We start from the raw sequence: 13,721 nt of genomic DNA on the forward strand, positions 1-13,721 counted from the left end.
ACAAGAGCACTGGACAAGCGCAGGATGCTCTGGTCGAAGGACGCGCATGCCCGACGTCAAACTCCATCCCGACTGGCTCGCACGCATCGGCGGCGAGTTCGAACAGCCCTATATGGCGGCATTGAAGCAGTTTCTCGGCGACGAGCGCGCGAAGGGCAAGGCGATTTACCCGCGCCCGCGCGACTGGTTCTCCGCGCTCGATGCGACGCCGCCGCAGGGCGTACGCATCGTCATTTTGGGGCAGGATCCCTATCATGGGCCGGGGCAGGCGCATGGCCTGTGCTTTTCGGTCCAGCCCGGGGTTCGCGTGCCGCCGAGCCTCGTCAACATCTACAAGGAAATGCAGAGCGACCTTGGCATATCGCGGGCGTCGCACGGCTATCTCGCGCACTGGGCCGAACAGGGCGTGTTGCTGCTCAACAATGTGCTGACCGTCGAGGCGGGGCAGGCGGCATCGCATCAGGGCAAGGGGTGGGAGACGTTCACCGATGCAGTGGTGGCGTCGGTCGCCGCCGATCCGGCGCCCAAGGTGTTCATTCTGTGGGGCAGTCACGCCCAGAAGAAGGCGGCGCGCGTTGCGGCGCTGGGGGCGGGCAGCCCGCACCTGATCCTGCGCGCGCCGCACCCGTCGCCTCTGTCGGCGCACAACGGCTTTTTCGGGTCGCGGCCGTTCAGTCAGGCCAATGACTTCCTCGAGGCCCATGGCCGCGGTGCCATCGACTGGCGCCTGCCCGAGGCGCCCGGCCTGCTTCCGGCCGAATGAGCCTGCTCGCCGACCCGGCGACGCTGGCCGTCGTTGCGCTCGCGGTCGTCCTGCTCGGGCTGGCGAAGGGCGGATTGTCGGGGGTGGGCGCGCTCGCAACCCCGCTCGTCGCGCTGGTGTTGCCGCCGACGATCGCCGCGGCGTTGCTGCTGCCGATATTGATCGTGCAGGATGTCGTCAGCGTCTGGTCGTTCCGCAAGACATGGGACGGCTGGGTCGTCGCATGGATGCTCCCGGGCGCAGCGGTCGGCATCGCCGCAGGCTATTTTTACGCCGAGCAGGTTGACGAGGCGAAGCTGATGGCGGCGCTCGGCGCGATCACACTGGCGTTTGGCGTCTATCGCCTGTGGGTCGAACGCGGCGGACGCATCGTCGCGGCGTCGACTTCGCCCGGCTGGGTCGGCACCTTGTTTGGCGCGCTCACCGGCTTTACCAGCCAGATCGCGCACGCTGGCGGCCCGCCGTTCCAGATGTGGGTGACGCCGCGGCGGCTGCCGCATCTGGTGTTCGTCGGGACGAGCTCGATCCTGTTCGCGATGATCAACTGGATGAAGGTGCCCGCTTATCTCGCGCTCGGCGCTTTCCCCCACGAGGTACTCGTGGCGGCGGGGCTGTTGATGCCGCTCGCGATTATCAGCACCTTGTTGACGGTGCGCCTGCTCAAGCGGATGGACGGCGCGCGTTTCTATGTCGTGATCTATGTCCTGATGGTCCTGCTCGGCGCCAAGCTCTTGTGGGATGGGCTCGCTGGATGAGCGCCGGAAGTGGGCGACGCGGGCGGGTAAAGCGCCTAGGCTGGCCCGTGACGGGCACAGGCGTCCGTCGCTTCCAAGGTATTGATCATGGCCAAGGGCCAAAAGAAGACCAGTCGCGAAGTCCGAAAACCCAAGGCGGAAAAGCCCAAAAAGCCCAACGCCAGCAACCCGTCGACCAAGGCGGGCGTCGTCTCGGGCCTCGACAATATGAAGAAATAATCCGGCCGGTGCTGCGATGACCGCGCCCACCATCCTCGTCGACGCCGACGCGTGTCCGGTGAAGGACGAGATTTATCGCGTCGCATGGCGGCACGAGGTCGCGGTGAAAGTGGTCAGCAACAGCCGGCTGCGCGTCCCCGACCACCCGCTGATCGAGCGGGTGGTCGTGTCGGACGGCTTTGACGCCGCCGACGACTGGATCGCCGAGGCCGCCGACGCGCGCAGCATCGTCATCACCTCTGACATCTTGCTCGCCGACCGCGCGCTGAAAGCGGGGGCGACGGTGCTCGGCCCCAATGGCAAGCCCTTCACCATGGCGTCGATCGGCCCGGCGATCGCGACGCGTGCGATCATGGCCGACCTGCGCGCCGGGGGCGACCAGATCGGCGGACCACCGCCTTTCTCGAAGGCCGATCGCTCGCAATTTTTGCAGGTGCTCGACAGCACATTGGTCCGGCTCAAGCGCGGATAGCGATTTTCTTTCTTCTTCTTTCAAAAATTTGGGCGTTTTTTCCGGCCGAGTGATCTTGATCACCGCCGCGTTCGGCTGTGCCCGGCATAAGCGGCGCAACGCGATTTTGAAACCCGGACCGGCCCACGAAACCGGTTCGGAGCCAGCCCTTCCGCCTCAGCGACCCGGGCGGGAGGGCTGGCTTTTTGTTGAAGCGGCCGCCGCTCTTTCGGGGCAACGCCGGATGATCGCTCATGCGATGGCTGTAAGCGCCACGATGGAATCATCCGAATCGGGCGGGGCGCCATGCCCGCAAATCTGCCACAGGATGTGATATGAAGCGATGCTCGCTGAACCCCTCCGAGCGAGGAGTTTTGGTGACCCCTACGGGAATCGAACCCGTGTTTCAGCCGTGAGAGGGCCGCGTCCTGACCGCTAGACGAAGGGGCCTTGAAGGTCGGAGTTTTCGCGGGATGGGCAGGCCGACCGCCTGCTCCACCGATGGTGACCCCTACGGGACTCGAACCCGTGTTTTCGCCGTGAAAGGGCGACGTCCTAGACCGCTAGACGAAGGGGCCGTCTGATCGGTGAAGCGGCGCATTAGACGGGCATTTCGGTGCGGTCAAGGCTTCTCTCGACACTCTTTTCACGATGGGCGTTTATGGCAAACCGCCTGCAGCTTGTTGCCCTCGGGATCGCGCACATAAGCGCCATAATAATGGGGATGATAATGTGGCCGCAGGCCCGGCGCGCCTTCGTCGCTGCCGCCGTGGGCAAGGGCCGCGGCGTGAAAGGCGTCGACCGCCGCACGATCGGCGGCGATGAAGGCGATGTGGGTGCCGTTGCCCGCCGACGCCGGGCCACCGTCATAGGCGGGGCCGATAAACAGCTTCGGGCCGGTCGGCAGGCCATAGCCTTTCCCTTTGTCGTAGCGAATCAGTTCGGGGTGGCCGAGCACCGCCATGATCGCATCGTAAAAGGGTTCCGACCGGGCGAAGTCGTCGATGCCGATCGTGGTGTGGCTGTACATCTTGTCCCCCCTAATCGGCCCAGGCGGCGTCCTCGAGATGAAGCTCCGCGGCGGGGCGGCTGCCCCAGTCGTCGCGCTTGGCGCGTCCGGCGAGCCACAGCTTGCGATTCCCGCGCGTATTGAGCAGTGTCTGTCCCAATTCGGTTTCGGCGGCGCGAAAGGCGATCGCCTTGAACCGTCCGCCGTCGTCGCCCGACACGATCAGGCGGACATGGTCGGTTCCGACCAGCCCCGATTCGACGATTCGCACCGGCCCGGTTGCGACGCGCGGCGCGGGCCAGCCGGCGCCATAGGGGCCCGCGCTCTCGATCGCCTCGCACCAGAGTGGCGAAATCCCGCGCGGCGCGAGCACCGCGTCGATCAGCAGCGCCTTGTCGCCGCTCGCGCGTTCGACGTCGGCCGCGAGCCGGTCGTTGAGCCACGCGCCGAGTGCGTCGATCTTGTCCGCCGCAACGGTCAGCCCCGCCGCCATCGCATGGCCGCCACCCGCGACGAGCAGGCCGCTTTCCTTCGCGGCGAGAATCGCGGCGCCCAGATCGACGCCGCTGATCGAGCGGCCCGATCCCTTGCCGACGCCGTCCTCATCGACCGCGATGACGATCGCGGGGCGGTGCAGCCGTTCCTTGAGCCGCCCCGCGACGATGCCGATCACCCCGGGGTGCCAGCCTTGTCCCGACACGATCGCAACCGGCGCATTGCCGCATCGCTCGCTCGCCTCGATCGCCTGTTCGAGCACCGCCGCCTCGATCGCGCGCCGTTCCTCGTTCAGCCGGTTGAGTTCCTGCGAAATGTCCGCTGCTTCCTGCGGGTCGGTGGTGGTGAGCAAGCGTACGCCGAGGTCGGACTTGCCGACGCGTCCGCCCGCGTTGATGCGCGGGCCGAGCGCGAAGCCCATGTCGCTTGCGCTCGGCGGCTTGGTCAGCCGCGCGGCGTCCATCAGCGCTGCCATTCCGATATTGCCGCGCCGCGCCATCACCTTCAGCCCCTGCGTCACCAGCGCGCGGTTGAAGCCGGTGAGTCGCGCGACGTCGGCGACGGTGCCGAGCGCGACGAGGTCGAGCAGGTCGATCAGCGCGGGTTCGGTGCGGCTCGCGAAATAGCCGCGCGTGCGCAACGTGCGCAGCAGCGCCGCGCCGAGCAGGAAGGCGACGCCAACCGCCGCCAGATTGCCGTGCGCCGCCGCATCAGGCACTTCGTCGAGCCGGTTGGGGTTGACCACCGCAAAGGCGGCCGGAAGCGTCGTGGCGCACTGGTGGTGGTCGACGATGATCACCTCGACCCCTGCGGCGTTCGCCTCGGCGATCGCCTCGAACGCCTGCGCGCCGCAATCGACGGTGACGACGAGCTTCGATCCCGCTTCACCGATCTTGACCAGCGCGGCGCCCGAGGGGCCATAGCCTTCCATCAGGCGGTCGGGGATATAGGCGCCCGCGGGAAGCCCCAGCCCGCGCAGCAGCAGGACGAGCAGCGCCGCCGAAGTCGCGCCGTCGACATCATAGTCGCCGAAGATCGTTACCGCCTCGCCGTGTTCGACCGCATCGGCAAGCCGCGCGGCGGCGGCGTCCATGTCGCGGAACAGCGACGGGTCGGGCATGAAACCGCGCAAGGTCGGGTTGCGCTGGCGGTCGAGGTCGTCGCGCGCCACCCCGCGTGCAAGCAAAAGCTGGGTGACCAGATCGTCGGGGGCCAGATTCTCGGATGCCATGTCGGCGCTCGCGCGGCGCCAGTGCCATGGCTGGCCAAGGATCGAGCGGGTGATGCCGAGTGCCGCGCCGCTCATCGCCGCGCTCCGACGGCGAGTATGCGATCGCGCAGATCCTGCGCGACGCCCAGCGGGATCGCCGGAATCTCGTGCGCCGCAAGGGCGCTGCCGCCGGGAACGCCGAATACCAATGTGCCGAGCCCGAGCGGGCGGAGGATGAAATCGGTCTTGAGATCGACGCTTTGCACCGACGCATGGGGGAGGAGGGTCATTTTGGGTTTCCAGAAGCCGCGGCGGATTGCGACACTATCGCCCAGATCGGTCCAGCGGTGAAAGCGGGCGCCGAAGAGCGCGGCGATCGCGATCGGTAGCGCGGCGATGAGCCCGAGCCAACCCGCGCGTTCGCCGAGCGACAGCGCGATCAGCCCGCCGGTCGCGGCGAAGGTCGCGCCGATCAGTCCGCCGAGCGCGATGATGCCGTGGCTGCGCTGCCAGGGCTGGTCGTTGTCCGGCCGCGCGATCGCGACCTCGGCGAGCACCGGGTCGATCGCGTCCAGTTGGGCGAAGGGCACGACCTGATGGTCGCGTTCTTTCCCGCCGTCGCTGGCGAGGCTTTGCAGCCGCAGCTCGTGCCAGCCGAAACGCTTGCGGAACCAGCCGGTGACGATGATCGCCGCCTGCACCCGGCGCACCGGCACCGCGACGTCGGTGCGCGTCGTCAGCCCACGCGTCCGGCGCAGCGCGCGCGGCTCGCGGGTCAGGCGGAAGTTCCAGTTGGCAAAGACCATCAGGATGACGCCGCTCGCAAAGCCGATCGACAGCAGCGAGACGGCGCCGCCGACGCCCGCGACCCAGCGATGCGCGAGCACCCACTGGTCGAGGCCATAATCCTCGGCGATGTCGATCCAGTCGACGAGGTTGAAGGTGTTGAATTTAAACGGCAGGAAATTGTCGAACAGCTGCATGCCCGCGCCGACCACGGCGAGCGCGGCGAGCGAGAAGTTGAACAGTCCCGCAACGAGTAGCTGTCGCGGGGTCATCGAAAAGAGCAGCCGGTCCTCGGCGGCTATTGCGGGTACATCGCTCGCTGTCGCCGGGGCGACGGCTTCGCTGCGGTGGGCGCGGATCGTCGTGCGCAGCGCCTGCGCCGCGTCGAGCCCGATCGCGTCGAGATTGGCGTCATTCTCCTGACCGCCGGCACCGGTTTCGAACCCGACCTTGGCAATGCCAAGCGCGCGTGCGACGAGCCCTTGTTCGATGCCCACATCCTGGATGCGGTCGAAGGGGATGGTGCGGTGCTGGCGCGACAGGACGCCGCTTTCGATCACCACTTCATCGGCGCCGACCGCAAAGCGGAAACGCAGCCATGCGAGCCACGCGAGGGCCAGAGAAATCAGCAGGAAGGCGAGCAGGGCCGGGACGACATAGGTCCATTTGCCCGCGAAGCCGATCGCCGCGAGCGCGGGCAGAAAGTTGAGCGAACGCGGACCGAGCTTGACGATCGCGAGCGCCAGCGTCGCGGGATGCAGCCGCTGCCATTCGGGTTCGCCTGCGGACACGGGCAAGGCGGCGGCGTCGCTCATGCGAAATCGGTCTGGATATGGCGGCGGATCGTCTCGCGCATCGCCGCGGCGAGGTCGGCGTGGAGGCCGGGCAGCGTCACCATGCTGTTGTGGGTGCCTGACGTGTGGACGATCAGGTGTGACAGGCCGAACCAGCGCTCGATCGGTCCCTGGCCGACATCGATATGCTGGACGCGCACAAAGGGGACGATGGTGTCGGTGCGGAACAGCCAGCCGCGCGCGACCCGCAGCTGTCCCTCGCCGATCCTGTACCCCCAGCGCTGCATGCGCCGCGCCGGAAAGCTTGTGATCGCGAATATTGCGAGCGCCCAGACGAGCGCGGTGACCAGTCCGTAAGGCCCCTCGATATGGCGGATCAGCATATAGTCGAAGACGCTCGCACCAATTGCGAGCGGCACCATGTTGAGCGCGGTCGCGGCGCGCAGCACATGGGTATAAGCCGGGTTGACCGGATTGAGCCCGTCGGCGGCGTTGATCGCGTCATGGGCGAAGGGATCGGTCGGCGCTGCGGCGGTGTCGGTCATGGTCCCCTGTTAGTCGGTTGCCCCCCTAGGGGACAACCACATTGAAGCGCGGGTCGGCGGGCGGGTGGAGTGCGAACCACGACAGGAAGGCCATGCGATCGCCGTCGATCCTGATCGCCCCCGACTGCATCAGCGCGGGGAATTGTGCCTGGCCCAGCATCACATCGTCGAGCACCCTGCGGTTGAGGGTGATCGTCGCGGTCGGCGCGGCGGCGCTGTGGCCGTAACGCGGCACCTCGACCCCGCCGCCGACGACCACCGCGACGCTTTCCTTGCTGTCGGGCAGGATGAACTGGAACGTGCCCGCGACCGCGGCGCCTTTCGCGGCATCGAATCGCGTAGCGAGCGCATCGAAAAATACGCCCGTCGGGATCGCACTGACAAAGCTGCGGCTCTGGCCATTGCCCGACACATTCTCGACCGCATTGCCGCGAAGGCTCGCGGCGGCGGCGAGATAATAGTTCCGCCACGCGCCGGACTCGGCCTGATAGCCGAGCTGGTCATAGGCCGAGGCGAGCGCGGTGCGCCCGTCCTTGTTCGCGGGATCGGCAAAGACGAGCTTGTTCAAAAGCTCCGCCGCCCAGCGATAGTCGCCGCTCGCGATCGCGGCCTTGCCCGCCGCGAGCAATTTGTCGGCCCCGCCCGCAAGCGCGACATATTTGGGGGCGCTGGCTTCGGGCGGCAGCGGGTTGAAATTGGCGGGGTTGCCGTCCCACCAGCCGAAATAGCGCTGATAGGTCGCCTTCATGTCGTGGTTGACCGTGCCATAATAGCCGCGGGTCGAAAAATTCCTGGCCTGCACCGGCGCCTCAGGGGTCTGGTCGGCGAGTTCGTGCAGCGTCGCGCCGCGATTGGCGAGAAACAGGGTGCGGTCGTGGACATAGCGATAGGCGTCGCGCTGGTTCGCCAGCAGGGCGCTGACGTCGCCCGCCCCCCACGTCGGCCAATGGTGCGACGCCATGACGACATCGGCCTTGCCGCCCCATTTCATCAGCGTCGCGTCGATCACCTTCGACCAGCGCAGCGCATCGCGCACCTGCGCCCCTCGCAAGGTCAGCACATTGTGCAGATTATGCGTCACGACCTCGGTCGTGTGCAGCGCCCTGTACGCCGGGATGTAAAAGACGAATTCCGACGGCGCCTCGGTCCCGCCGGCATCGAGAAATTCGAACGCCAGTCCGTCGATAGTCAGCGTGCCGCCGCCCGCGCCCACCGTCTCGGTCGGCTCCATATAGCCGATCGTTCCCGACGACAGCTTGGGCCCCAGCCCGGTGTCGACCTGTCCCGTCGGCCCGGGGGCAAGGATCGACCCGAACATGTAGAGCGCACGCCGCCCCATCGCGGCGCCCGCAAGGACATTTTCCGACGTCGCTTCTTCTGAAAAGCCGTGCGGTGCGATGATGCGGATTTTCTCGCGCTTAACCTGTTCGGGGGTCACGATGCCGCCGACGCCGCCGAAATGATCGCTGTGGCTGTGGCTGAAGATCACCGCCTTGATCGGCAGCTTGCCCGACTTCGCCCCGACCGTGTCGGCAAACAGCTTCCAGCCCGCTGCCGCAGCCTCTTCGGACAGCAAGGGGTCGACGACGATCCAGCCCGCCTTGCCGCGGATGATCGTCATCACCGAAATATCATAGCCGCGGATCTGCCAGATCTTGCCCGGCACCACCTCGAACAACCCGTGCACCGCGTTCAGCCGCGCCTGCCGCCATAGCGACGGGTTGACCGTGTCGGGCGCGCGTTCGGTGGCAAGGAAGGCATAAGGCCGCCGGTCCCACACCGTTTTGCCCTCCTTGGTCAGGATCACCCCGTCGGCGATTTCGGCGATCTTGCCGCGCATGACATTCGCCATGTCGCGCGGATCATCCAGCGGCAGCCGCGCCGCGAGTTCGGCCTGCGCGGTCCGGGTCGCCTCGCTCGCCGCATCCTGCGCGCTGGCGGGAAGCGGGGCGGTCAGGGGCAGGCAGGTCGCCAGCAGCAGGACGGTCAAACGGCGCATATCATTCTCCCCCAAATTTCGGGGCAGCTTGCGCCGCGCGCCCGGGCTTGGCAAGCGTCGGCTATGGACGAACCCCCGCCCACCCTGCTGATCATCTGGCACAGCCGCACCGGCGGCAGCCGCGCGCTCGCCGAGGCCGCAGCGGCGGGCGGCGGCGCGGCGGCGCGACTCGTCGCGGCCAATGATGTCACGCCTGAGTTGTTGCTGGCGGCGGCAGGCTTTCTTTTCATCGGCCCTGAAAATCTCGCGGCTTTGTCGGGCGCGATGAAGGAGATGTTCGACCGCTGCTATTATCCCTGCCTCGGCCGGATCGAGGGGCGCCCCTATGCGACAATCATCTGCGCCGGATCCGACGGCGAAAACGCCCAACGCCAACTCGACCGCATCGCCACCGGCTGGCGGCTGAAGCGCGTAGCGGACCATATGATCGTCAACACCGACGCACAGACCCCCGAAGCGATCCTCGCGCCCAAGACGATCGCGCAAGACCGCCTGACCGAAGCGCGCGATCTGGGGGCGGCGCTGGCCGAGGGCCTAGCCGCCGGAATTTTCTGACCCGATCTCTCGTCATCCCGGACTTGACCCGGGGTCCGGAAGACAAGGGCTGCAGTGGACCCGGATCAAGTCCGGGGTGACGACATATGGATGGCCTTACCCCGCCCGATGCTCGCCGCGCACCCAGCGCACGGTGCCCGACGAGGCGCGCATCACGACGGTTTCGGTGGTCATCACGCCGTCGCGGCGGTGCTTGACCCCGCGCAGCAGCGATCCGTCGGTGACGCCCGTCGCGGCGAAGATCACATCGCCCTTCGCCAGATCTTCGAGGTCATAGACGCGATCGAGATCCTCGACGCCCCATTTGGCAGCACGCTTGCGTTCGTCGTCGTTGCGGAAGAGCAGGCGGCCCTTGAACTGGCCACCGACGCAGCGCAACGCCGCCGCCGCGAGCACACCCTCGGGCGCGCCGCCGCTGCCCATATAAATGTCGACATTGGTTTCGGGGTTGGTCGTCGCGATGACACCGGCGACGTCGCCGTCGGGGATCAGCGCGACGCCGCAGCCGATACGGCGCAATTCGGTGATGATCGCTTCGTGGCGCGGACGATCGAGTACGCACACCATGATGTCTTCGGGGCCGCAGCCCTTTTCCTTCGCCACCGCTTCGACATTCTGGGCGACGCTATTGTCGAAATTGACGATGTTCGGTGAATAGCCGGGGCCGACCGCGAGCTTGTCCATGTAGACGTCGGGGGCGTTGAGCAGGCAGCCTTCTTCGGCGATCGCGAGCACCGCGAGCGCGTTGGGGCCAGCCTTGGCGGTGATCGTCGTGCCTTCCAGCGGATCGACCGCGATGTCGATCTTCGGACCCTTGCCCGGGGCGCTACCGACCTTTTCGCCGATATAGAGCATCGGCGCCTCGTCGCGCTCGCCCTCGCCGATGACGATTGTGCCGTCCATATAGAGGGTGTTGAACGCGGTGCGCATCGCTTCGACCGCGGCCGCATCGGCGGCCTTTTCATTGCCGCGCCCGATCAGCTTTGCGGCGGCGATCGCCGCGGCTTCGGTGACGCGCACCATTTCGAGCACGAGTACGCGGTCGAGGTTGCTGCTGTTCGTCATCCGATGATCTCCGTCTTTCTTCTTGCCTTGTCGCCCGGGTCGGGCATTGTGCGCGCCATATGGCCGGTCGCACCGCTTGTCGAGGATGCTTCGCCCGTTCTGGCGCTGCCTTCGCGCTCGCATGTGCCATGACCGTGACGGCCGGAGCGCAGGTACAAGGCCCGCCGGCCCCTCCGCCACCGCGCAACGCCGAAACCGCCACCGCCAATGCAAAAGAGATGGTCGACCCGATCCGCCGCTGCAAACCCGCCGAGGACGGTACGATCACCGTGTGCGGCAGCGATACCGAACGCCACCGCCTGTCCCCCGAACTGCGTGCGATTGCGGGCGTCGGGCGATCGAGCAAGCCTCAGATTCCGCGCGCCGAGGCGCAGGCGATGACCCTCGACAAATTGCCCCATAACTGGATGTCGCTGGGCGGCCGCGCCAAGCCCGGCCCCGAATATAATGCGCTCTATGAGGCGGCGAAACGCGCGACCGATCCCGAAACCGGCCAACCTGCCGCGCCCGAGGAGCCCGAGCCTTAGGCTTCGCGGCCGCGCCCTTATCGTCCCCGGCTTGCGCCGGGGGAGTCAGCGTCAGAGCGCCAGGATCGGCATGTGCATCGGGGTGCCGACGACATGGTCCGACGCGGCAAGAATACCCAGCGCGGCGTGGATCGCGCTTGCCGGGCCGTCGTGGGTGACGAGCGCGATGACGACGCCGCCTTCGGTTCCGTTGCCGCGCTGGATGAAGCTTTCGATCGACACCCCGGCATCGCGCATCGCGGTGGCGATTTCGGCGAGCACGCCGATCCGGTCCTCGACGATCAGGCGGACATAATGTTTGCCAACGCGCGCACCGGCGTCGGCGACCGGCGCCTGGTCGAGCGCATCGACGGGCATCGCAAAGGCGGGGCCATATTCGTCGCGCGCGATGTCGATGATGTCGGCGACGATCGCCGATGCCGTCGGACCCGCGCCCGCGCCGGCGCCCTCGAAGAAGAGACGGCCGACGAAATTGCCCTCGGCAACGACCGCGTTGAGCGCGCCGGGGACATAAGCGAGCGGATGGTCGGCGGGGACGAGGCACGGCTGGACATGCTGCGACAGCCCGGCTTCGTCGCGTTCGGCCATGCCGATCAGGCGGACGCGGTGGCCCAGCGCCTCGGCCTCCCGGATGTCGGCGGCGATAATGTTGCGGATGCCGTTCGCGGTGACCGCGCCGATGTCGAGCTTCGTTCCGAAGCAAAGCGAGGCGAGGATCGACAATTTATGCGCGGCGTCGATGCCGTCGACGTCGAAGGTCGGGTCGGCCTCGGCATAGCCTTCGGCCTGCGCGGCGGCGAGCGCCTCGGCGAAGCTCGCGCCATTCCGCTCCATCTGCGTCAGGATATAATTGCAGGTGCCGTTGAGGATGCCGTAGACGCGCGCAATCTCGTTCGCCGAAGCGCCTTCGCGGATGGCCTTGATCACCGGGATACCGCCCGCAACCGCGGCTTCATATTTCAGCGGGGTGTCGGTGCTTTCGGCGAGCCGTGCGAGATCGAGCCCGTGATGGGCGATCATCGCCTTGTTCGCGGTGACCAGCGCCTTGCCTGCGCCGAGCGTCTGGCGCGCGAGGGTCAGCGCGGGGCCGTCGGCGCCGCCGATCATCTCGACGACGACATCGATGTCATCGGCCGCGACGAGCGCCGCCATATCGTCTTCCCAGCGATAGGCCGACAGGTCGATGCCGCGGTCCTTGTGGCGATCGCGCGCCGAGAGCGCGACGATCTCGATTGCGCGCCCGGCGCGGCGGGCGATCAGGTCGCGGTTCGCCTCAAGCAGTCGCACGACGCCGCCGCCGACGACGCCAATTCCGGCAAGCGCCACGCGCAAGGGCGGCCGGGGGGCGGACGGGGCGGGGTAGGGAGACATGCGGACACTCCATATATACAGACGCGGGCCGATCCCCGCCGGTGGCAGCGCCCTATCGGCTTTTGGGCCGGAAACAAGCCCGCATAGCGACTTCGGCTAGTTCACCGGCGGCGTGCGGGTCCGCGTGCATTCGCCAAGCGCGCCCAGCACGACGCCATAGTCCGACGCCGCCTTGCGCCGGTCCTCGGGCGCGGTGCCTGCGAGTTTATTGAGCGGCAGCTGGCGCGGCAGGCCGCAGGCGAGGCGATACCAGGCGAGTGTATTCCGCGCCGGAACCGCGGCCGATCCGTCGACGATTTCGCCGAACGCCGCGGCCCAGCGGCGCGATCCGTCGGCTGCGGTCAGGATGGTCAGCGACACCGGTTCGCCGGTTTTGGTGTCGAGGAACAATTGCGTCTCGCCTTCGCCGGGCAATGTGCCCGGGACGTGAAAGCCGTTGGCGATGCCGGTGATTGCCGGCGGGGCGCCCGGCTTGACCAGCTCGGTCAGGATCGCGCGCAGCTGCGCGTCGGTTGCAGGATCCCAGATGAGCTGGGCGTCGGGGGCGATCAGGCGAACGCTGCCGGTGTTGGTGTTTCCGGCGCTTGTTCCCGCGACGGGACGGGCAAAGAGCAGGACCGGCTGCTTCTTTTTGAACTTCACCGGCTTGCCCCTGGCGTCGAGTGGCAGATCGACGAGATAGGAGATGCGCGCGGCCAGCGGGCCGGCGCCGCGAATCAGGCTGATGACGTCCGCTTCGACGTAGAATCGTGCCCGGCCGGGCGCCAGCCCGGGGGCCTGTTCCGGCTTGAGCGGCGCGGCCTTGTAGATGCTGGCGTGCAATACCATGGGTGCGCTGGTGGCCAGATCGGCGATGTCGGCATAGCTGAAAGGGCTGGCTGCGGCGGCTGCGGGCGGGGGCGCCTGCATCGCCGAAACTTGGGGAATCCCGTAACTTAGCGTAACCAGGCCGGCGAGTGCGGCCGGCAAAAATGCGCGCATGATCGTTTCGCTTTCCAACATATGTGACACCGGTAGCGGTGCCCAAAGCCCCATCATGAGGCACTCCACATTAACCGCTGATAAAGGGTTTGCGAACTTGCCGCCACCGCGATAGGACGGCAGGCGAAGCGACCGGCAAGAACAGATATGGCCGGTTGCTGCGCCGTCGGGTCTGCGGAACGCATCGGAAATCATC

Annotated in this window: 14 protein-coding genes and 2 tRNA genes; 6 read left to right on the forward strand and 10 right to left on the reverse strand. The window is 67.2% G+C overall.

Annotation, left to right across the window (positions count from 1 at the left end; genetic code table 11):
• Nucleotides 1-46: 46 nt before the first annotated feature.
• The 4 genes from ung to AC1RRJ_RS16485 all read left to right on the forward strand — a co-directional run bounded on the left by ung (nucleotide 47) and on the right by AC1RRJ_RS16485 (nucleotide 2,209).
• Nucleotides 47-763, forward strand: coding sequence for a uracil-DNA glycosylase (gene ung / locus AC1RRJ_RS16470; RefSeq protein ID WP_493124584.1), 717 nt, complete (start codon nucleotides 47-49; stop codon nucleotides 761-763).
• Entirely contained in the window at nucleotides 760-1,518 is a 759-nt protein-coding gene (locus AC1RRJ_RS16475; protein WP_493124586.1) for a sulfite exporter TauE/SafE family protein, read from the forward strand. Before ung ends, AC1RRJ_RS16475 begins: the two co-directional genes overlap by 4 nt.
• 87 nt (nucleotides 1,519-1,605) lie before the next feature.
• On the forward strand, nucleotides 1,606-1,737 hold the full coding sequence (locus AC1RRJ_RS16480) for a hypothetical protein (RefSeq protein ID WP_493124588.1): 132 nt from the start codon (nucleotides 1,606-1,608) through the stop codon (nucleotides 1,735-1,737).
• A gap of 16 nt (nucleotides 1,738-1,753) precedes the next feature.
• The gene (locus tag AC1RRJ_RS16485; RefSeq protein ID WP_493124590.1) at nucleotides 1,754-2,209 is read left to right on the forward strand and encodes a YaiI/YqxD family protein; all 456 of its coding nucleotides are present in this window, start codon (nucleotides 1,754-1,756) and stop codon (nucleotides 2,207-2,209) included.
• Nucleotides 2,210-2,563: 354 nt separating this feature from the next.
• Here the strand turns inward: AC1RRJ_RS16485 and AC1RRJ_RS16490 are convergent.
• The 7 genes from AC1RRJ_RS16490 to AC1RRJ_RS16520 all read right to left on the reverse strand — a co-directional run bounded on the left by AC1RRJ_RS16490 (nucleotide 2,564) and on the right by AC1RRJ_RS16520 (nucleotide 9,026).
• Nucleotides 2,564-2,638: transfer RNA gene (locus tag AC1RRJ_RS16490), tRNA-Glu, on the reverse strand.
• A 52-nt stretch (nucleotides 2,639-2,690) separates the two neighbouring features.
• Nucleotides 2,691-2,766: transfer RNA gene (locus AC1RRJ_RS16495), tRNA-Glu, on the reverse strand.
• 68 nt (nucleotides 2,767-2,834) lie between these two features.
• Nucleotides 2,835-3,218 (reverse strand): VOC family protein, encoded by a 384-nt coding sequence (locus AC1RRJ_RS16500; protein ID WP_493124592.1) that lies wholly within the window; start codon nucleotides 3,216-3,218, stop codon nucleotides 2,835-2,837.
• 10 nt (nucleotides 3,219-3,228) lie between these two features.
• A complete protein-coding gene (recJ, locus tag AC1RRJ_RS16505) occupies nucleotides 3,229-4,998 on the reverse strand; it encodes a single-stranded-DNA-specific exonuclease RecJ (RefSeq protein ID WP_493124594.1) in 1,770 nt (589 codons plus the stop codon).
• Complete coding sequence (locus AC1RRJ_RS16510) at nucleotides 4,995-6,503, reverse strand: PH domain-containing protein (RefSeq protein WP_493124596.1); 1,509 nt, start codon at nucleotides 6,501-6,503, stop codon at nucleotides 4,995-4,997. Before AC1RRJ_RS16510 ends, recJ begins: the two co-directional genes overlap by 4 nt.
• A complete protein-coding gene (locus tag AC1RRJ_RS16515) occupies nucleotides 6,500-7,027 on the reverse strand; it encodes a PH domain-containing protein (protein WP_493124598.1) in 528 nt (175 codons plus the stop codon). Before AC1RRJ_RS16515 ends, AC1RRJ_RS16510 begins: the two co-directional genes overlap by 4 nt.
• A 25-nt stretch (nucleotides 7,028-7,052) precedes the next feature.
• Nucleotides 7,053-9,026: an alkyl/aryl-sulfatase gene (locus AC1RRJ_RS16520; RefSeq protein WP_493124600.1), complete on the reverse strand. Its 1,974-nt coding sequence runs from the start codon at nucleotides 9,024-9,026 to the stop codon at nucleotides 7,053-7,055.
• A gap of 63 nt (nucleotides 9,027-9,089) precedes the next feature.
• Between AC1RRJ_RS16520 and AC1RRJ_RS16525 the strand changes: the two genes are divergently transcribed.
• Nucleotides 9,090-9,581, forward strand: a complete 492-nt coding sequence (locus AC1RRJ_RS16525; protein WP_493124602.1) for a flavodoxin family protein — start codon at nucleotides 9,090-9,092, stop codon at nucleotides 9,579-9,581.
• Between the two features lie 96 nt (nucleotides 9,582-9,677).
• On the opposite strand, the gene glpX is transcribed toward AC1RRJ_RS16525, so the two are convergent.
• The gene (glpX, locus tag AC1RRJ_RS16530) at nucleotides 9,678-10,646 is read right to left on the reverse strand and encodes a class II fructose-bisphosphatase (protein ID WP_493124604.1); all 969 of its coding nucleotides are present in this window, start codon (nucleotides 10,644-10,646) and stop codon (nucleotides 9,678-9,680) included.
• Nucleotides 10,647-10,774: 128 nt separating this feature from the next.
• Here glpX and AC1RRJ_RS16535 point away from each other — a divergent pair, with 128 nt between their 5' ends.
• On the forward strand, nucleotides 10,775-11,173 hold the full coding sequence (locus AC1RRJ_RS16535) for a hypothetical protein (protein WP_493124606.1): 399 nt from the start codon (nucleotides 10,775-10,777) through the stop codon (nucleotides 11,171-11,173).
• Between the two features lie 51 nt (nucleotides 11,174-11,224).
• On the opposite strand, the gene AC1RRJ_RS16540 is transcribed toward AC1RRJ_RS16535, so the two are convergent.
• Nucleotides 11,225-12,544, reverse strand: a complete 1,320-nt coding sequence (locus tag AC1RRJ_RS16540; RefSeq protein ID WP_493124608.1) for a homoserine dehydrogenase — start codon at nucleotides 12,542-12,544, stop codon at nucleotides 11,225-11,227.
• A 96-nt stretch (nucleotides 12,545-12,640) separates the two neighbouring features.
• Nucleotides 12,641-13,525, reverse strand: a complete 885-nt coding sequence (locus AC1RRJ_RS16545; protein WP_493124610.1) for a hypothetical protein — start codon at nucleotides 13,523-13,525, stop codon at nucleotides 12,641-12,643.
• Nucleotides 13,526-13,721: the final 196 nt, after the last annotated feature.

This window comes from Sphingopyxis sp. GW821-FHT12C06, assembly GCF_058807415.1.